The 19,063-nt window shown below is 46.0% G+C and carries 14 protein-coding genes; 8 read left to right on the forward strand and 6 right to left on the reverse strand.

Annotated elements, in window-relative coordinates; genetic code table 11:
* Positions 1-5 precede the first annotated feature (5 nt).
* The 5 genes from pheT to btuD all read left to right on the forward strand — a co-directional run bounded on the left by pheT (position 6) and on the right by btuD (position 6,208).
* Positions 6-2,393, forward strand: a complete 2,388-nt coding sequence (gene pheT / locus Q365_RS0122700) for a phenylalanine--tRNA ligase subunit beta (protein WP_028025510.1) — start codon at positions 6-8, stop codon at positions 2,391-2,393.
* 411 nt (positions 2,394-2,804) lie between these two features.
* Positions 2,805-3,101: an integration host factor subunit alpha gene (ihfA, locus tag Q365_RS0122705; RefSeq protein ID WP_016962084.1), complete on the forward strand. Its 297-nt coding sequence runs from the start codon at positions 2,805-2,807 to the stop codon at positions 3,099-3,101.
* A 249-nt stretch (positions 3,102-3,350) separates the two neighbouring features.
* Positions 3,351-4,406 carry a succinylglutamate desuccinylase gene (locus tag Q365_RS0122710; protein ID WP_028025511.1) on the forward strand — a complete coding sequence of 352 codons (1,056 nt, stop codon included), beginning with the start codon at positions 3,351-3,353 and terminating at the stop codon, positions 4,404-4,406.
* A 63-nt stretch (positions 4,407-4,469) separates the two neighbouring features.
* A complete protein-coding gene (gene btuC, locus Q365_RS0122715; protein ID WP_028025512.1) occupies positions 4,470-5,456 on the forward strand; it encodes a vitamin B12 ABC transporter permease BtuC in 987 nt (328 codons plus the stop codon).
* Complete coding sequence (gene btuD / locus Q365_RS0122720) at positions 5,453-6,208, forward strand: vitamin B12 ABC transporter ATP-binding protein BtuD (RefSeq protein WP_028025513.1); 756 nt, start codon at positions 5,453-5,455, stop codon at positions 6,206-6,208. Before btuC ends, btuD begins: the two co-directional genes overlap by 4 nt.
* A 216-nt stretch (positions 6,209-6,424) precedes the next feature.
* Here the strand turns inward: btuD and Q365_RS0122725 are convergent, their stop codons facing one another.
* From Q365_RS0122725 to Q365_RS0122735, 3 genes are all read right to left on the reverse strand, one after another.
* Positions 6,425-6,883: a tellurite resistance TerB family protein gene (locus Q365_RS0122725; RefSeq protein WP_028025514.1), complete on the reverse strand. Its 459-nt coding sequence runs from the start codon at positions 6,881-6,883 to the stop codon at positions 6,425-6,427.
* Between the two features lie 192 nt (positions 6,884-7,075).
* A complete protein-coding gene (locus Q365_RS0122730; RefSeq protein WP_028025515.1) occupies positions 7,076-7,483 on the reverse strand; it encodes a VF530 family protein in 408 nt (135 codons plus the stop codon).
* Positions 7,484-7,589: 106 nt separating this feature from the next.
* Positions 7,590-9,194, reverse strand: coding sequence for an ABC-F family ATPase (locus Q365_RS0122735; RefSeq protein WP_028025516.1), 1,605 nt, complete (start codon positions 9,192-9,194; stop codon positions 7,590-7,592).
* 517 nt (positions 9,195-9,711) lie between these two features.
* On the opposite strand from Q365_RS0122735, the gene Q365_RS0122740 reads away from it, so the two are divergent.
* The 3 genes from Q365_RS0122740 (at position 9,712) to Q365_RS0122750 (ending at position 14,205) form a co-directional block, all read left to right on the forward strand.
* A complete protein-coding gene (locus tag Q365_RS0122740) occupies positions 9,712-10,773 on the forward strand; it encodes an AraC family transcriptional regulator (protein ID WP_028025517.1) in 1,062 nt (353 codons plus the stop codon).
* 304 nt (positions 10,774-11,077) lie between these two features.
* A complete protein-coding gene (locus Q365_RS0122745; protein WP_028025518.1) occupies positions 11,078-12,535 on the forward strand; it encodes a coniferyl aldehyde dehydrogenase in 1,458 nt (485 codons plus the stop codon).
* An 89-nt stretch (positions 12,536-12,624) separates the two neighbouring features.
* Positions 12,625-14,205, forward strand: coding sequence for an AMP-binding protein (locus Q365_RS0122750; protein WP_028025519.1), 1,581 nt, complete (start codon positions 12,625-12,627; stop codon positions 14,203-14,205).
* Between the two features lie 567 nt (positions 14,206-14,772).
* Here the strand turns inward: Q365_RS0122750 and Q365_RS0122755 are convergent.
* The 3 genes from Q365_RS0122755 to Q365_RS0122765 all read right to left on the reverse strand — a co-directional run bounded on the left by Q365_RS0122755 (position 14,773) and on the right by Q365_RS0122765 (position 18,952).
* Positions 14,773-16,068, reverse strand: coding sequence for an outer membrane protein transport protein (locus Q365_RS0122755; RefSeq protein WP_035025607.1), 1,296 nt, complete (start codon positions 16,066-16,068; stop codon positions 14,773-14,775).
* A 330-nt stretch (positions 16,069-16,398) separates the two neighbouring features.
* Complete coding sequence (locus Q365_RS0122760) at positions 16,399-16,767, reverse strand: hypothetical protein (protein ID WP_028025521.1); 369 nt, start codon at positions 16,765-16,767, stop codon at positions 16,399-16,401.
* 19 nt (positions 16,768-16,786) lie between these two features.
* Positions 16,787-18,952 carry a lipoxygenase family protein gene (locus Q365_RS0122765; RefSeq protein ID WP_028025522.1) on the reverse strand — a complete coding sequence of 722 codons (2,166 nt, stop codon included), beginning with the start codon at positions 18,950-18,952 and terminating at the stop codon, positions 16,787-16,789.
* Positions 18,953-19,063 lie beyond the last annotated feature (111 nt).

A 19,063-nucleotide genomic window follows, 5' to 3' on the forward strand; every position in this document is an offset into this window, starting at 1 on the left:
GAGAAATGAAATTCAGTGAATCCTGGCTTCGCGAGTGGGTAAGTCCTGCTGTAAATAGCGAAGAACTGGCACACCAAATCACGATGGCTGGTCTAGAAGTAGACGACGTTGAGGCTGTCGCTGGCGAATTTACCGGCGTTGTTGTTGGTGAAGTTGTTGAGTGTGGTCAACACCCTGATGCAGACAAATTGCGTGTAACGAAAGTGAATGTGGGTGGCGAAGAGCTACTGGACATCGTTTGTGGTGCATCAAACTGTCGTCTTGGTATCAAAGTTGCGGTTGCTACTGTTGGTGCGGTTCTGCCTGGTGATTTTAAAATCAAGAAGGCGAAACTACGTGGCCAACCTTCTCACGGCATGCTGTGTTCGTTTACCGAACTAGGTATTAACGTAGAATCAGACGGCATCATGGAACTACCTGCAGACGCAGTTCTGGGTACTGACTTCCGTGAGTTCTTGTCGCTAAACGACGTCACCATTGACGTTGATCTTACCGCAAACCGTGCTGACTGTTTGAGCCTGAAAGGCATGGCACGTGAAGTCGGTGTATTGAACCGTGCTGAAGTGTGCGAGCCTGCGTTTGAAAACGTTGCTCCGTCAATCGACGACAAAATCTCTGTTGCTATCGAAGCACCTGTAGCGTGTCCACGTTACTTGGGTCGTGTTGTTCGCAATGTGAACGTTAAAGCTGCGTCTCCGCTTTGGATGCAAGAAAAACTGCGTCGCAGTGGTATTCGTTCTATTGACCCAATCGTCGACATCACTAACTACGTGATGCTGGAACAAGGTCAACCAATGCACGCATTTGATCTGGCTAAGATTGAAGGTGGCATTGTTGCGCGCATGGCGAAACAAGGTGAGAAACTGGTTCTTCTTGACGGTAACGAAGCTGAACTGAATGACAACACACTGGTTATTGCTGACCACACTAAAGCGCTAGCGATTGCGGGTATCTTTGGTGGCGAGTTCTCAGGCGTAACAACAGAAACAACTGACGTATTGCTAGAAGCTGCATTCTTTGCACCTGACGCAATTCGTGGCCGTGCTCGTAGCTATGGTTTGCATACTGATTCTTCACACCGTTTCGAACGTGGTGTTGATTCAAATCTTCAGTACCATGCTATGGAACGCGCAACTCAACTACTGATTGAGATCTGTAGTGGTGAAGCGGGTGAAATCGTTGGTCAAGAGTCTGAAGAGAACCTGCCAAAAGCGAAAACAATCGCATTACGTCGTACTAAGCTGGATCGCCTTTTAGGTCACGCTATCTCTTCTGATGATGTTGTTGAAATTCTGACGCGTCTTGGTTGTGAAGTCGAAACCACAGAAGCGGGCTGGACAGCGAAAGCACCTTCATGGCGTTTTGATATGGCCATCGAAGAAGATTTGGTAGAAGAAGTAGGTCGTATCTTTGGTTACGACAACATTCCAAACCAAGCGCCTCAAGCTCATCTGACCATGAACGAGTACAAAGAAGCTAATCAGCCTCTTAAACGTGTTCGTGATCTGCTGGTTGACCGTGGCTACCACGAAGCCATCACGTACAGCTTTGTTGAGCCAGCTCAGCAAGCGCTTATCGTGCCAGGCGTTGAGCCACTGATTCTGCCGCACCCAATCTCTGCTGATATGTCAGCAATGCGCTTGAGCTTGTGGACAGGTCTGCTTAACACGGTTGTTTACAACCAAAAACGTCAGCAACCACGCGTTCGTTTGTTCGAAGCGGGTCTGCGTTTTATTCCTGAAGCATCTGCCGAAAATGGCATGCGTCAAGAAATGATGTTAGCAGGTGTGATTGCTGGTGCTCGTTCAGAAGAGCATTGGGATATCGCTACCAACACGGTTGACTTCTTTGACTTGAAAGGTGATTTGGAAGCGGTTCTTGAACTGACTGCCAATGAACTGGCTTATAGCTTTAAGGCTTCTAAGCACCCAGCACTGCACCCAGGGCAGAGCGCGGCTATCGAAGTAGACGGCAAGATCATTGGTCACATCGGTACAGTGCACCCAGAACTAGAGCGCAAGTTTGGCCTGAACGGTCGCACCATTGTGTTTGAAATCGAGTGGGCTGCTATCAATCAACGTGTGATCCCTGAAGCGGTTGCTATTTCGAAGTTCCCTGCGAACCGTCGCGATATCGCGGTGATTGTTGCTGATGACGTAGAATCAGAAGCGGTTGTTCGTGCTTGTTTGAAAACAGACAACACGCTAATCACCGGTTCTAAATTGTTCGACCTTTACAAAGGTAAGGGTGTTGAAGAAGGTAAGAAGAGCCTAGCAATTGCTCTGACCCTGCAATCAACAGAACGTACTTTAGAAGAAAGTGATATTTCTGAGGCAGTTGCAGCTGTCATTGCTACACTTGGCGAGCAATTTGGCGCACATCTTCGCGATTAATGCCAAAATCATCAATAAAAAGCAGCCCTCGGGCTGCTTTTTTTTATGTCCAAAAGTTCTAACACGTATCGTTTTGATAAACCTATGTTTTATCGAACCATATATAAATGATGGTTTGCAACGGATTAAAAAATGAATAAAAACATCATCTAAACGAATATTTGTGAAGTCTGTGTCTCATTTTTTATGCATGACTCAAGAATGAAATCCTCATAAACAGAGCACTGTTCTAAATAATGATATGGAAAAAAGTTGGCGCAAATCAGCCAGTTGGCTTACACTATTCGTAAGTTACTGATGCGGAATATGCTGCCCGACATAGGAGCAAGTGAATATTTCCAATGCAGTGCAATTGGTAGTGTAGATACAGAGTATCTCATTTATGTTTAACATTTCTTGAGGGAATGACCTATGGCGCTCACTAAGGCCGATTTGGCTGAGAACCTGTTTGAAAATGTCGGGATGAGCAAGCGGGACGCCAAGGACACCGTTGAAGCCTTTTTCGAAGAAGTTCGAAAAGCTCTCGAAGGTGGCGAGCAAGTCAAGCTGTCTGGTTTTGGTAATTTTGATCTTCGCGAGAAGAATGAACGACCAGGCCGAAACCCAAAAACGGGTGAAGATATTCCAATCACTGCTCGTAGAGTCGTGACATTTAGACCAGGACAGAAACTGAAAGCACGCGTAGAAAACGCTAAAATCGACAAGTAATCGTCGACGAGGACTTCTTGAGTTGCCGTCTGTTTCTTAGACTTAGCCTCGTTAAATTCTCGCTCTCAGTGGTAAACCTGATATGAAACCGTAGCTTTTAGCTGCGGTTTTTTATTGCTTGAAAATCGTACGTATCCCTTTCAATCTCTCAAATCTGGCGTCATTCCATGACGTAAACATGAATCCTGCGATCGTTTGGGTATAGTGAGTGCTGAGATACAAAAATAAAATAATTAGGGACGTATGAAAATGGACACTTACCTCTCTGAGGGCTTTCTACAGCACACCTTATTTCCGCCTGAAACTTTCGTACCGCAAACATTTCAGCTCGCCAACGGTACTGATGTTATTCATCATTCTATCGGGGTTTTAGAGGTTATCCCGCCAAAGGCCGAACTCGCTATTGTACTTTCTTCGGGTGTACACGGTGATGAAACAGCGCCTATTGAACTGGTTAATGAGCTAGTCAGTGAAATTCTCAGTGAGCAGTGGGTACCGACCGCGCGTATTCTGTTTATTATTGCCCATCCTGATGCTATTCATGCGCACACTCGCTTTATTGAAGAGAACCTCAACCGTCTATTTGCGGATACAAACCCTGAACGCAACAAAGAGTGCTTGTTGGCAAATCGCCTGCAGCACCATGTGGACGCTTTCTTTGGATCTTGTGAAGAGGGCTCAGACAAATGGCATTTCGATCTTCATAGCGCCATTCGTGACTCTAAGCACTATATGTTTGCCGTTGTACCTGCTTCGACGAAGGCGACTGATGTTCGTCCTTTGATTCATTTCCTAAGAGCCGCAGACATGGATGCCATGTTGCTCAGTCTCACGCCGTCCTCAACCTTTAGTTGGTGGAGTGCAGAGCGCTTTGGCGCACTTACTGCGACGTTTGAAATGGGACGAGTGGCACCTCTGTATCAAAATAATATGGATGAGTTCGCCGCACTCAAGCATGCGCTAATAGCGAGCCTGACGGGGAGTGTATTTCCCTCGAATCAGAAAAAACCGGCGCTAGAGATTTACAAAGTCACGCGCACTATCACCAAAACCGATGAAGCTTTCTCGCTGGCATTTAGCAACGATGCCGCTAACTTTACTTTCTTTAAAGAAGGCGAGCCCCTCGCGAAAGAAAATGGCACTGAATATGTCGCCATAGAAGGGGGCGAAGCGGCGGTGTTTCCGAATGCCAATGTGGCAATTGGCCAACGCGCATGTTTGCTGGTTCAACCATTCTCGCCGGATGAATCTCAGCCGCTTTTTGTGAATGTGAATAATGAGCCGGGACCTTATGCAATCAGTTAGCGCTTTTCATTTTTCGACGTTCTCTGTATGGTTGGCGGCTAATGATGTTTAAGCCTTAAAACCATGCATTTACTTCAACTCGTTGAGCGACACACTCGCCGCTGGCACATCGCGCTTCTTACTGCTTTCGTGCTTCTTATCGCGTGTGCACTTCTCTCATTGTCGGCAGGTGAAATCTGGATTTTCCCATTTCATACTGAGTCTGCGTTAGCGCAGCAATTGTTGATCGAACTCCGTGTTCCTCGGGTCATTGCCGCTATCTTGATTGGCGCTTCATTGGCCGTTTCTGGCGCTGTGCTGCAGGTGTTACTCGGTAACCCACTTGCTGAACCCGGTGTGCTAGGGATTTCTGGTGGGGCGAGCCTAGCGCTTGTGCTCGTGATGTTCTTCTTTCCCGCCATGGCTAGCCAATATGGCTTAATGTCCGCGGCGATGTTGGGCGCACTCGCGTTTACCGGCATATTGGTGTGGTTGGCGCGAAAACGCTCCATGTCGACAGCACGCCTGCTTTTGATTGGCGTAGCCTTGGGCATATTGTCAGGCGCTATCGTGACATGGGCCTTTTACTTCAGTTCTGATCTTAACCTTCGACAGCTTTTGTACTGGCTAATGGGGAGTTTGTCCGGTGTGCACTGGGCACAGTTAACCCTTGCGGTCGTTGTGGTTCCGGCAGTGCTTTGGCTGTGTACGCAAGGGCACAACTTAGATTTGATGATGCTTGGTGAAACACCGGCTAAACAGCTAGGTTTGAACATTCAAGCATTGCGATGGCAGTTAATTTTGATGGTAAGTATTCTTGTCGGTGCATCGGTAGCCATGGCGGGTGTGATTGGGTTTGTGGGACTTGTTGTTCCACATTTCCTAAGGCTATGGCTAGGAACAGAGAACAAATTTTTGTTGCCGTTATCAGCGCTTGCGGGAGCTTCTTTGCTGTTGCTGGCTGACACCATTGGTCGTATGGCCATAGCTGAAGCCGAACTGCCAGTCGGGGCAGTGACAACGTCACTTGGTGCGCCGCTCTTTATTTGGATGTTGCTGAGGCGCGTATGATTGAAGTAAAAAATATCGCCTTGGGCACACGATTATTGCCATTGAGCTTTTCTGTTAAGGAAGGCGAAATCGTCCACTTGCTAGGTGCCAATGGCAGCGGAAAAAGCACGTTACTGGAATTGTTGTCGGGACTCGAAGAAGGGCAAGGTGATGTTTTTTTGCAGGGCGTATCTCTCGATAGTATCGACAGCAAAACACTGGCTAGACAGCGGGCGTATTTAAGCCAGCAACAGAAACCAGCATTTGCTATTGGTGTCTATCAGTACCTAAATTTAAGCCTTTCTGCATTAGCGGTAAGTGACCCCGAAATCCGAGACAAAGCGGTTCAGGACATTTGCACAACTTTAGGAATTGTAGACAAGCTAACTCGCAACACAGAGCAGCTTTCAGGCGGTGAGTGGCAGCGAGTGAGGCTGGCCGGTGTGTGTTTACAGATTTGGCCTGACATTAACCCTGATGGCAAGCTCCTCATTCTTGATGAACCAGCAAGTGCTCTGGACATCGCACAACAAAGCGTGATGTATAAGATGGTTCGACGGATAGCAGACCGAGGCATCGCCGTTGTGATGTCTAATCACGACATCAACCGAACCTTGAGTGATGCGGATAGAGTGATGCTGTTGAAAAATGGGCATCTTGTCGCTCAAGGAGAGCCCAAAGACGTGATGCATGTTGATACGCTGGAAACCGTTTTCGGCACTCGACTGCGCCGTATAGAAGTTGATGGACAGCTACTGTTATTGAATACCTAGATACCCAGCATCTAGGTATTCAACACTTAGATATTCAACATCTGTTTACTCAATCATTTGATACTTCAGACGTATAAACTTCAAATGCAGATGCTTCAGTCTTAGACACTTAACATGCAAAACATCTTACTATCGCGCTTTAGCAACTAATGATAGGCACTTAGCGATAGGCATATAGCGATAGTAAGGTAGTTCTGTTTTGTTGATGGCTGCTAACTAAAGGTTGTGGTCTGCTTGTACTTCCAGTTTCGCTTTGATGAACATAGCGTGGTCTAGATACAATAATTCAGCAGTTTTGCGTATCACCGAGTCTTCCAACGGATCTAACTCCCCATCGGCATACGCCACCTCCCACATTGCTTTGACCAAATCGAATCTTTGTTGCTGGTCCAATTGGCGCAATTTGTCGGTGTAGTCGTAGAGCGAGACTGAATTTGAGCTATCTATTTTTGCTTCATTAACCAACGCCGCAGCAGCCACTTCATCTATGTCCAATAGGGCGGTTAACATGCGCGTTTTCGCGGCTTCCTCTCTAGGATCCAGTTCGCGGTCTGCGTCAGCCACTTCACACAGTAAGCCTGCCATTGCTCTTTGATATCGGTCTTCGTTTGATGCGGCACTTCCACCTTCTTCGGTGAATACTTCCCTTAGAATCGAAGATAATTTTGAAAACATGACGGGTATCCAACTAAATCAATGAGTGATCTCTATCAAAGAGTATCAGTAGTTGAACCCAAAACGCCAAAAAAATTAAAACACAAAGCTGGTAGCGTAGAGGGAAGGTTGGCGATGGGTAAATAGACTAGAAACAAAAAAGCCAAACCGAATTCGGTTTGGCTTTAGATAAAATGCGTCACACTCTCAGGATTAACGACGGCTAGGGCGTCTTCCGGTGCGGGCTTTATGTGCTGATGCTGCTTTGGCTTGAGACAGCAAAATGGACTCAACGGTGAGTTCCATCGGTTCGCGAGGCTCTAGTCCATGTGGAAACGTGCGTGCACGAGGTGGAATTTCGAACTCTTCTTCTGTCGCTTTAGGCATGCGCTTAAAACGGTATAGGTAGAAGTTCTCTACTTTTTCTCTCGCCCATTCTGTTTTCTTCAGGTATTTCACGCTGCTTGTAATGCTTGGCTTGGTGTTAAAGCAGTTCAATCGCATTGCGGTGTCTAGAATGATCCAGCCATAGTGATCAACAAGCTGTTGCAGCATGTCTTCCATTTTCAACCCATGCAAAGGGTTGTTCTGTTGTAGTTCGATTCTTTCTTGTTCTGTCATGAAGGAATTCTCCATTTTTAAATGAATCGCACGCTTTACTGATTGTTGAGTCTTCAGTATGCGCGCGGTTCGAAATCTTGTATCTGCGTTATCAAGTGATAACGCGTTAAGCGACGTTCAGCATCTTCTGCTGGTGTGCTAGGTACTCGTCAAACGTACCTTGGAAGTTCACCAGTGTCTTGCCTTTTACGTCAATAATAGACGTGGCAAGGGATGAGACAAATTCGCGGTCATGGCTAACAAAGATTAGCGTACCCGTGTACGTTTTCAGCGCATTGTTTAGCGCTTCAATCGCTTCCATGTCCATGTGGTTCGTTGGTTCGTCCATGACAAGTACGTTGATGTCTTGCATCATCAACTTACCGAACAATAGGCGGTTCTTCTCACCACCTGAGCAATTCTTAGCTTTCTTGTTAACGTCATCTGCAGTAAATAGAAGACGACCAAGAATGCCGCGCACCATCAAATCATCGTGTTTCACGGTACGCCACTGTGAAATCCAATCAAAGATCGTCATATCATTGTCGAAATCTGCCGTGCTATCTTGCGGGCAGTATCCAACTGATGCGTTTTCTGACCATTTCACCACGCCATTATTAGGAGAAAGCTCGTTAACTAGGCAACGCAATAGGGTGGTTTTACCCACACCATTTTCGCCGATGATAGCGAGACGTTCGCCTGCTTCTAATAGCAAGTTTCCGCCTTCAAACAACAGTTCTTCACCAAATGCATGGCCAACGTTTTGAAGCTCTAATGCTTGGCGGTGGAGTTTTTTACCTTCGCCAAAATCAATAGACGGACTCATACGGCTTGATGACTTCACTTCATCAAGCTTGATTTTGTCCATTTTCTTCGCACGAGAACTCGCTTGCTTCGCCTTCGATGCGTTTGCGCCAAAGCGGTTAACGAAGTCCTGCAATTCGCTGATCTCTGCAGCTTTCTTGGCGTTACCAGACAGCAGCTGATCACGGATCAGTGCCGATGCTTCTAAGAAATACTCGTAGTTACCTGGGTAAATACGCAATTCACCGTAATCGATGTCTGCCATGTGGGTACATACAGAGTTCAAGAAGTGGCGATCGTGCGAAATGATAATCATCGTACACTTACGCTGGTTCAACTCTTCTGCTAGCCAGCTGATGGTGTGAATATCCAAGTTGTTGGTTGGTTCATCAAGCAACAAGATATCTGGGTTTGCGAAAAGCGCTTGTGCCAACAGCACACGCAGTTTCCAGCCTGGTGCAACTTGTTGCATCAAACCGAAATGAAATTCTTCTTCAATACCTGCTTTAAGCAAGATGTCACCAGCACGACTTTCTGCCGTGTAGCCATCCATTTCTGCGAATTCGCTTTCAAGCTCAGCGACCTTCATGCCATCTTCTTCGCTCATTTCTGGTAGCGAGTAAATGCGTTCACGTTCTTGCTTGATTTCCCAAAGTTTTCTATCACCCATGATCACAACATCAATAACGCTGTGCTGCTCAAAAGCAAACTGGTCTTGGCTCAATACACCCAGCTTGTGGCCTGGGGTGATAGATACGTTGCCAGAGCTTGGTGACAACGCACCGCTAAGAATTTTCATGAACGTTGATTTACCACATCCATTGGCTCCGATTAAGCCGTAACGGTTACCGTTACCAAACTTAGCAGAAATGTTTTCAAATAATGGCTCGGCGCCGAATTGCATGGTGATGTTAGCGGTTGAAATCAAAGAAATATTCCTAGGTAAATGAGACGGGTGATTCTCTGGTTAAGTGCGTCTAAATCAAACAGTGTAAAAGCACGAATGAATAGGGCGCGAATTATACAGACTTATTTAACAAATAACAGATGTGAGAAGTGAGTCACGGAAAATGGCAGGAAAAAAACGGATAGATTTTAGCACTTTCCCCGGGGTAGGAACGCTTTGCTGTGATGTTAAATATTTATGTCTAAGATTTCGACGTCATACGTTGAGCGTTTTCAGCCTTTAGGTTTACTGGTGGTTATGACTTAACCAGGCGAGCGCTATATGAATGTGAGTTTATATGTCTTATAAATGGGACTATTGATGTAAAAATATAATGAAAATAGCGGGAATAAAACAACGCCATTTTATTAATGCATTTTGTATCAATTCCTTATGAATTTATGAGGACGGAGAGGCGTTCTGAGCGAGGAATACCCAGCTTTACAATTTGAAACAATATGGTGACACTCAACATGTTGTATCAAGGAATGAAGCACAAATGAACGCATATTACTCCACTCTGAGTGGCTGGATCATTCCCGTCACACGTGCCATAAAAGCACTGGGACTCGATCCTGTAGAAACATTGAAACGATTTAATATTGATCCCGCTGAAGTGAATGATCCGGAAGGTCGGATTTGCGTTGAAAGTTTGGGAAACTTATTCACGTACTGTAATAAAGAATTTGGTGACCACAACTTTAATATTGAGGTTGCTAAGTGCTTTCACCCGTCGGTTTTGCATGCATTGGGCTATGCAGTGCAGTCAGCATATAGTTTGCAAGAAGCGTTAGAGCGAGTCAGCCAGTACAAGCGAGTGGTTTCAAATTGTAGCAACATGGAAACTTATGAGGTGGGCGATGAGTTAGTGGTTGAGCTGATTGTCTATCGTTATCCAGACAGCGGCCGCTCAGTGCTAAGCCCTGACTTGATTGAATGCTTCCTTTCGACACTCGTGCGTTTGTGTAGAGACTTGGTCGGCGGTGATTTGGATCCGGTTAAGCTTCAATTTGCATTTGACCGTCACAATGTCGAATATGATAGCGACTCTGAATTTTTAAACTGCCCTGTTGAATTCGGTTGTGAACGAAATGCCGTATTGCTCGATTTAAAGCAGTGCAAAGAGCGGCTTTTTGGCAATAACCCCGCGATTAATCAAATGCATATTGAGCTATTGAATCAGTTCATGACCCGCGTAGACAAAACAAATTTAACGTATTTGATTGAATCCAAAATCCTCGATGAATTACCTGTAGGCGCGCCGTCGCAAGCGGATGTTGCCAAACATCTTGGATATAGCTTACGAAACCTTCAGCGTAAGTTGAGTGAGCAAGGTACGTGTTATAAAGATATATTAGATAACACCCGCAAACGTATAACCTTGAATTATATTCGCCAGCCACACATGAGTATCAGTGAAATTGGTTATTTGGTGGGTTTTTCAAATGTAGCGAATTTCAATCGCGCTTTTCGGCGTTGGGAAGGGTGCGCGCCTGGGGAATATCGGGCAAATTACCTTTCTACCAGTTCAACGGTCGAGCAAATCAAATCTAGAGCGTAAAACGCAATATGTCTTCATGAAAGCGGCACGCATTGTGCCGCTTTTTTCGTTTCCCATGCTCATGAAAGCCCCATTTTTCAGCTTCTCCAGCCAAGTGATAAGCCTTTGGCATAAAATCACAAACTGATTCAATCTTTCTCCCCCATATTGGAACTAAGGGCGTTGGTTAGCTATCTCGCCCAACGCATGTTGTCATCATTGCTTTTGGACGATGTCTAACTCATGCGCAAGTCTTGGCGACGCGAAACGCTGTGCATCACGTTGATGCAAAGAAACGCGGCGCACCAACCAGGAGTTCCGACCCATGAGCAATGCAGAGAAGATTTCCGAGTTAAAACCCGCTAAGCAATCCGCCGTAGCGGATACCAGCCTATTGTTTGCCTTGTTTGATGCCCAAAAATCCGCATTTGACCAAGATCGCTATCCTCGTTATGAAATGAGAGTAAGCAGCCTTAAAAGGCTAAAAGCGGCCATTCTCGAACAAAAAACAGCCTTGCTTAATGCGTTGGAAAAAGACTTTCGTTACCGCAGTCATGATGAAAGTATGCTCGGCGATATCTTCTCTTCGATCTCATCAATTGATTATACGATCAGGCATCTGAAAGGTTGGATGAAGCCTGAGAAGCGCGATGTTGGTATTGTGTTCCAACCAGCGCATGCCAAAGTGCTTTATCAACCGAAAGGAGTGGTGGGGATCATCGCGCCTTGGAACTACCCTGTTTTTTTGACCATAGGACCATTGGTTGCGGCGATTGCAGCAGGTAACCGAGCTTTGATAAAAGTGTCTGAATATACCCCGAATACCAATGCGGTTCTCACCGAGTTATTGGCAAGTGTATTTGACGCTGACAAGGTGGCGGTGGTTCAAGGGAATGTTGGTATTGCTCAAGCATTTTCATCCTTGCCATTCGATCACATCTTGTTCACGGGCTCAACAGAGGTAGGTCGCCATGTGATGAAAGCGGCAGCAGAAAACCTAGTGCCAGTTACGTTAGAGTTGGGGGGCAAATCCCCAGTCATTATTGACAACAGCATCTCGTTGGATGAAGCCGTGAAGCGCTTTATCTATGGGAAAACCATGAATGCTGGCCAAACGTGCGTGTCTCCCGACTATGTCTATTGCCCTAAGGAAAGAGTTCGTGAATTGGTGATCGCGCTCAAAATTCGCTATGAAATGATGTATCCCTTCAATGAAGGGTTTTCGCAGCGGACGCGGATCATTAACTGTGCTCAATATCAGCGCCTTGCGGGCTACTTGGATAATGCAAAGCAACACGGTGCAGAGATAATTAGCTTGGGTGAAGTCTCAACAGATCCCGAACAATGCTATATGCCACTGACCCTTGTGATAGGGTCAGACCGCAGTATGACGGTGATGCAAGAAGAGATCTTCGGGCCGATTTTACCTATTGTGGCGTACGATAACCTGAACGAAGTGATTGACGATATCAATGCGAACCCGCGACCGTTAGGGCTCTATGTTCAGAGCTTTGACACGCAGTTCCAACAGAAAATACTGACGCGCACGCATGCAGGTGGAGTGTGTATCAATGACGCTGCGTTTCATGTAGTGGTTGATGATTTGCCGTTTGGTGGCGTTGGAGATTCAGGGCTAGGAAGTTATCACGGGGTTGAAGGCTTCAAAACATTCTCCCATGCTAAATCGCTATTTAGCCGAGGTCGGTTGTTCTTCGCCGATATGCTTTTCCCCCCTTATGGCAAGCGAGTTCATCAACTTTTCTATCGATTTTTTGTTAGCTAGCCCTAGGTGCTTTCTTATTCACTGTGAATGATGGACTACATAATTCGTAACCCGACAAAGGGTTCAGTTTGACACAAGGAGATCTTCCTATGTTGCGAAATGTAAAAGGTAAAACCAGCACAAATTTGGCTCGATTTATCGTAGATGCATGCGAAACCTATGGCGACAAAGTGGCATTCTATTGTGGCCCCGAACAATTGACTTATCGAGATATTGAAAGCCAATCTCGCGCTTTAGCGTGTTGGTTTCAGCAGCATACGGCATTGCAACCCGGCGATCGTATTGCTATTCAGCTTCCCAATATTTTGGCGTTTCCTGTTGTTGCCTTTGCTGCATTGCGTGCAGGTCTGGTTGTTGTCAATACCAATCCTCTGTATACACAGCGGGAGATGCTTCATCAATTCTCGGATTCAGGTGCGAAGGCGGTGGTTATTTTCGGGCCGTTTGTCGACAAATTATCAGGCATTATCGATAAAACAGACATTGACGTTGTTCTGTGTACGTCCTCAGAGCAAACCCCGCCTATCGTCAGTGAGAAAGAGGTGAACATTACGGCGCTTGAAAGTGCGATTAGCCGTTGTAACGGGATGAAAATGGTCCCCGTTGCCGTGCATCCTGACAGCGTTTGTATGCTGCAATATACCGGTGGCACGACAGGGCGAGCGAAAGGCGCATGTTTAACGCACCGTTCGGTACTCAGCAACATGGCGCAGTTGTTCGAGCGGTTGGATGGGGTCGTTGAACCGGGAGAGGAGATATTTGTTTGTCCTTTACCGCTTTACCATATATACGCGTTTGCAGTGAACCTCATCCTCTTTTTCTCCTTGGGTAATGCCAATATCTTGATCCCAAATCCACGTGACTTAGACAGCATGGTCGCATTGATTAAGCCGCATAAGTTTACGGGTATGGCAGGCATTAACACCTTGTTTGTGGGTTTATGTCAGCATGAAGGATTCCGCGCTCTCGATTTTTCTGATTTGAAAATTACGCTATCCGGCGGTACGGCTTTAATTGACAGCGCAAGACTAGCGTGGAAAGACGTGACAGGAGGCGAAATTACGGAAGGGTATGGAATGTCAGAAACATCCCCTGTTATTAGTATCAATCATCCTGGCAAAGAACATTACGGTACCGTTGGTCATGCATTGGTGGATACCAAAGTAGAAATATGGGATCTCAATGAAAACGCCTTGCCGAAAGGTGATGTTGGTCAGATCGTTGTGAAGGGCGCACAAGTGATGAAAGGGTACTGGAATAATCCCAAAGAGACCTCTGAAGTCATTACCTCCAACGGATACTTCAAAACCGGGGATTTGGGCAGGATCCTTGAAGACGGCAGTATTCAAATTGTGGACAGGCTGAAAGACATGATTCTGGTGTCAGGGTTCAATGTTTATCCCAGCGAAGTCGAGCAAGTGCTGTCTTCCCACCACGATGTACTAGAAGTGGCCGTTGTTGGTGTACCAGACCCAGATACTGGCGAAGCAGTTGTGGCGCACATTACGACAAGAGCATCCCTTGATATGGATGAGCTCAATCGATATTGCCGAGAGAATCTGGCTGCATACAAAATCCCTAAACAGATCAAGATTGTTAGTGAATTGCCGAAATCAGCGGTTGGGAAGATTTTGCGACGTGAATTAAGAGCGACCCAATCAACCGATTAAGCAAAAAGGAACAGAGATGTTCCTTCAATCATGACCTGTTCTATTCATGACTGTTAATTATTGACAGTTTGCACCTAAGCATGAGCCTGCTAGGTGCTTTTTTTTAGCTTCGATATCTGTTCAATCGATCGCCTCATCACCTGACTTATTCTCGCAATAACCCCATTATCTAGAATCAAAGCAGCAAAAATTTAGCAATAAGAAGCTAAGCAACAAGAACCTAAACAACAAGAAGCTAAGCAACAAGAACCTAAACAACAAGAAGCTAAGCAATAAGAACATGGGCCAAACCCAAAGTAACAAAGCCAAAGCGTCGCATAGACTGAGTTGCAATAGCAAAGTAGCCAAGCGAGACCAGTTGAAGGGGGTATGATTGGTTTTTGGCGCGACTTGAAGTGGAGGTGTTGTGCAATAGCGGCTTGTGTCGGCAATTTGCAAAGACATGGACACAGGAATGGAAAACCAACAAATAGCCCAGAGACCTGGGCTATTGAATAATACCGCTTTCTGCTATGGCGCTTTTCTTAACACCGAAATGTTATCAACGATCTAACACGGTTATGGGAACTAGAAACGGTAATTGGCTTGAGCACCAAGGATTAGTAGGTAGCCTTCGGTTTGATACTCTTGCTCGCCCACAAACAAACTGGTTTCTTTAAAGGTTTCTTTTGAGCGATCCATATATGCAAGGCCAACATCAAATGACCATTCAGCACTGTGTTGGTAGTTGAGGCCAGTTGCTAACCACAGAGCATCTTGATCTGGAATACTCAAGGTGGTTTCACCCGCCTTCTCATCCAGTGCAATACCTGCTCTGAGCGAAATGGCTTCGTTTAGCTGGTAGGTTGCGCCTAGTGACCAGCGCCAGCTGTCATCGTATTTCTCTGGCTTAATAAAGCATGTACCACCATTGATAGAGCATCCTGCGCCGCTCGCTTTAAACTCGGTGTAGTCGCTCCATTGCGTCCAAAGTGCACTGTAGTGAACCGCGAGTTTGTTGTTGAGTTGATGAAAGCCCGATAACTCGATTGTCGCAGGCAAAGGAACATCTGATCTACTGTCAGAAACACCGCCACCAGGAATAGCGACCCCAACGGAGTGATCGGTGAAATCGCCGCTCAGTTCAAGGTCAACACCGGCACGATAGGCGAGGCCGAATCGGTTGTTTTCATCCAATTCGACGAGCCCACCAATGTTCCATCCGAATGCCCAGTCGTCAGCTTCCCAACTGACCAATTTGTCCGAACCGTTTTGGCCAAAATTGCTGCCGGCGGCACCATAATGTCTGTTCATTTCGGCTGTGGCGTAGATAACACTGATACCACCACCCAGGCTTAACATTGGGTTTATCCGATATGACACTGCGGGGTTGAAGTTCACAGTCAGAAGAGAAGTATCACCGCCAATATCACCGGCGGCAAAATCGTCTTTTAAATCCGTGCCCAAACCATAATTCGAATAGAAGCCAAGCCCGACCGCGAGTTTGTCACTAAGTGGTTGAACATAATAAGTGGAAGGAACGAACTGAGAAGGGACGGTGTCGTTTGAGGAAAGGGAGTCGGAACTGCCATCCACATTAATATCTGCGTCGAAATAGAGCAGTGCGCCCGATATTTCTGCTTGTTCGAAGAGAGACATCAGTGCAGGGTTGCGTCCCATTGCGGCGGCGGTGTCACCAATTGCCGCTTCCCCAGCATAAGCTCTGCCTAAACCGCTGACTGAGTCAAAGGCGATTTGGTAACCAGCGGCATTGGCGGAACCAATGCTGAGCGTTGATGCAATAAGGCATGTACTTGTCGTTAATACCGTGGCGACTCGCTTTGTCACAGAACGTTGAATACTTGGATAATGCGTCACTAACATATGGACCTCCGTAGTTTCTCTCAATAACGCTGTGATCGACTCGTGAAGCGTCGTGGTTAATTTGATGTTATGCGCTTACGGCGGAGGGTGCTTGTCTTGGTGTGCCAGAAGACTATCTGCCAATATGTTTAAAGAGTGTTGTTCTATATTTTTATTTAAAACAATGGGTTGATGAGGGGTTAGGTGCATTCCATAAGCGACGAGACGTCTGTTTTATTCGACAGAACAGCCATGGCTTGTGCACTTTTTGAAGTGGTAGAAACTTAGAAAGGATAAATGAACGCTTTGAATCCGAAGAGACGGGCTATTCAGGAATAGCCCGACAGTGCATTAAGCGTTTACATAGCGGATGAAGTAATCCATCAATTGAAACTCTTGTTGTAAGTTGCTGAACGCAGTTTTGAAATCAGTGCCTTCGGGACTGGCTTCCACAAACTGCTTCGCAAAATCAGCAATTTGCTCATCTTTAACCTTCTTTGAATGAATGAGGTTTTGTTTGATTGCGATAAATACATCTTGCTCTGGGGTGGTTAGGGCCAATTCTTCAGCCACACTGACGGATGTTGAACCATTTCGTGCGCCGGCCAAGCTCTGTTTAGGCTGTTTCCAAATATTGACTTGTGATAGCGCTAGGCAAGAACCACCAGCAACCAGAAGCGTTCGCATTGTCGCTCTACGAGATAAATTGATCTGTTTCATTGCTTCCTCTCCTAAACAACTAGTTCCAAGGGCTGACAGTGATGGTTGATGGCAGTCTCAAATCGTAACTCCAGCGACGGTCTGCATTTTTTGCACGAATATCGTCATCGAGTGATTGAAGTTGAGATTGGAAAACATCCAAAAGTGGGTAAACATTTGGATCGTGTTTAAATTGCCCTTTAGGGTATTTGCCTAACGAGCGATGCCAATCTTCTGGAAGATCGGTGAAGATCCTTGAGAAGAAAAACAGGCCAGCACCAACATTCATTGGCGGACAAACATTCAACCAATCCCTTTCGGAATAGCCATGAGTTGGCTCGATAGGGTGATCGCGATAAAAGCCGAGAGCGCCAAGCTTCATAAATGATGCGAAACTCGAAAATGCATGGTTTACCGACATCCAGTAAATCAAGCTCGAGATAATATCAACCAATCGCTCAATTGAATCTGCATGGTCAGGGAAGCCGCGAACTTTACCGTCATGATTTGTTTCGTAGAGAAACGCTTGAAGTTCGGTGTCATCGATAACATCGTTGTCCGAGTGATAGTAAAGACGAAGATAGCCGTCCACCCACTCTCGGATAATGGGCATCATGTTGTCATCATCATGTTGCGGGTAATCGTCAATTTGGGAGAAACTTGGATCATCCATGCGGTCAAACGGCGTACCTTGTTCGAAAAAGCTGTAGTAGTTTTTTCTTCTAAGTGTCGCGTTTACAAAAGTGACGCTGCTAAAGCCGGATAGCTTTTGAATAGCGCCTGTTAGAAGACCGTTATAGGGATTCCCATAGGGGTCATCCTCTCCGATGATTTGTACACCTACCTCATCAAATATCCCAGTGTGATTGTTAGTGACCAAAGCCATTAAGTGTGTGTCTAACAGCGGTCGAAGCGGGTGATACTCTGGAATGTTCCGGAAGTAAGCGACAGGAATCGGACCAAGGTAAACATGGGTGGACAAATGATCAACAACCGAGGCCATAGACGTCATAGTGGTGATGGCATTTTTAGCCATTTGCCACGCCCAATAATCATCAGCAGGCGTGATTATTTTTGATTGAGGATGCTTGTTATCTCCATAGCCGAATATACTTGCGAGTGTCCAACCAATACCTCCCCAAAACGAGTCTTCGAATGGAGTTTGAGTCGGTTGTATGGCGACGGTTTTTAACGTGTTGCTATGCGTTGGCATAGCAAACAACGCGATACCTGCATGCAACCTTGCGCCATAGTTATTCCAATTTCTAGGGGCAACGGTTTCTTCATGAAAGTCTTTGAAATCTAATATGAAAAGTCTTCCTTCTGCCATGGCTTGGTCGAGGTTGTCCGATTCAAATCCGGGAACACGCTGAAACTTGTCGTTCGTCATTGGAAACTTACGCATGTGTTCGGTATATGGTTGTAGATAGTTGAAAACGGGGGTTTGAGCGGCTGTCATTAGCCATGCAATCAAATCATCTGAACGGAAGTCGTTGTCATAAGATGCTTTGGGCCATTGTTTGATTCGCTTTTCGTACTCAGGGTGTGATGGACAAAAGTCGGGGTAGAAATCGAGTTCTTCAACACTATTACACTTGCGGTGGGGGAAGGTAACCAATATTGGATCCATGATCTCAATCGTGAATCGTCCTAGGTTATTGTCGAATATCGTACTGTAGATAACATCAAGAAAACTCAAGAACCGTGCTGCAATATCCGGTGTTAATACGATGGCTGCAAAGTGCTTACCCAGATAGGCAATGGTGCCTTCGAACATACGAAGACCTTCAAAATCAGGGTCGGCATCGTTGACACCAAAATTGTATTCTTGCTCTTCCAGCCCCCCTCGATATCGCCAGTCATTTGCCGCTTGAACATCATCACAGGTAACGTTTCCGTGAACGACAGCTCCTCGTAATTTTTCGTATTCAAAGAAGTTATCTATTTTTGCTTGAATAAGAGCTTGTTCACGTTCGTTAAGCGTGGAGTTGTCATATTGTGGAAGTGAGACTGTGTGGTATGGCGCTATTGAAAACTCACCGCCGCCAAGACCAACCGGCGGGCCACCTTCAAATAAGTCACCACTGTGACAGTGAGGTGCATTGAAAAATCGAGCAGCTCTTAGATCATCGCTATTTGCTGTTGTCTTGGGCGCTTTAATCAGCGCCCTAAGCTCTTCAATTTTATCATTTGTATCATCGCTCATTGTTTCATTCCTTGCTTGCTAGTGAGGTACGAGTTCGATGTGATTCAACGACGTGTCGATAGCTCTAAGTCATTAGTTAATGACTGACACTGGCATTGAAACAACCAGACA

Source organism: Enterovibrio calviensis DSM 14347 (assembly GCF_000621165.1).
Taxonomy (GTDB): Bacteria; Pseudomonadota; Gammaproteobacteria; order Enterobacterales; family Vibrionaceae; genus Enterovibrio; species Enterovibrio calviensis.

What these genes read in the sequence shown, in the direction of transcription:
- btuD (WP_028025513.1), top strand. Translation starts at nt 5,453, where the DNA reads ATGATTGAAGTAAAAAATATCGCCTTGGGCACACGATTATTGCCATTG.
- pheT (WP_028025510.1), top strand. Translation starts at nt 6, where the DNA reads ATGAAATTCAGTGAATCCTGGCTTCGCGAGTGGGTAAGTCCTGCTGTA.
- Q365_RS0122740 (WP_028025517.1), top strand. Translation starts at nt 9,712, where the DNA reads ATGAACGCATATTACTCCACTCTGAGTGGCTGGATCATTCCCGTCACA.
- Q365_RS0122725 (WP_028025514.1), bottom strand. Translation starts at nt 6,883, where the DNA reads ATGTTTTCAAAATTATCTTCGATTCTAAGGGAAGTATTCACCGAAGAA.
- Q365_RS0122750 (WP_028025519.1), top strand. Translation starts at nt 12,625, where the DNA reads ATGTTGCGAAATGTAAAAGGTAAAACCAGCACAAATTTGGCTCGATTT.
- Q365_RS0122755 (WP_035025607.1), bottom strand. Translation starts at nt 16,068, where the DNA reads ATGTTAGTGACGCATTATCCAAGTATTCAACGTTCTGTGACAAAGCGA.
- Q365_RS0122765 (WP_028025522.1), bottom strand. Translation starts at nt 18,952, where the DNA reads ATGAGCGATGATACAAATGATAAAATTGAAGAGCTTAGGGCGCTGATT.
- Q365_RS0122710 (WP_028025511.1), top strand. Translation starts at nt 3,351, where the DNA reads ATGGACACTTACCTCTCTGAGGGCTTTCTACAGCACACCTTATTTCCG.
- Q365_RS0122760 (WP_028025521.1), bottom strand. Translation starts at nt 16,767, where the DNA reads ATGAAACAGATCAATTTATCTCGTAGAGCGACAATGCGAACGCTTCTG.
- Q365_RS0122745 (WP_028025518.1), top strand. Translation starts at nt 11,078, where the DNA reads ATGAGCAATGCAGAGAAGATTTCCGAGTTAAAACCCGCTAAGCAATCC.
- ihfA (WP_016962084.1), top strand. Translation starts at nt 2,805, where the DNA reads ATGGCGCTCACTAAGGCCGATTTGGCTGAGAACCTGTTTGAAAATGTC.
- btuC (WP_028025512.1), top strand. Translation starts at nt 4,470, where the DNA reads ATGCATTTACTTCAACTCGTTGAGCGACACACTCGCCGCTGGCACATC.
- Q365_RS0122730 (WP_028025515.1), bottom strand. Translation starts at nt 7,483, where the DNA reads ATGACAGAACAAGAAAGAATCGAACTACAACAGAACAACCCTTTGCAT.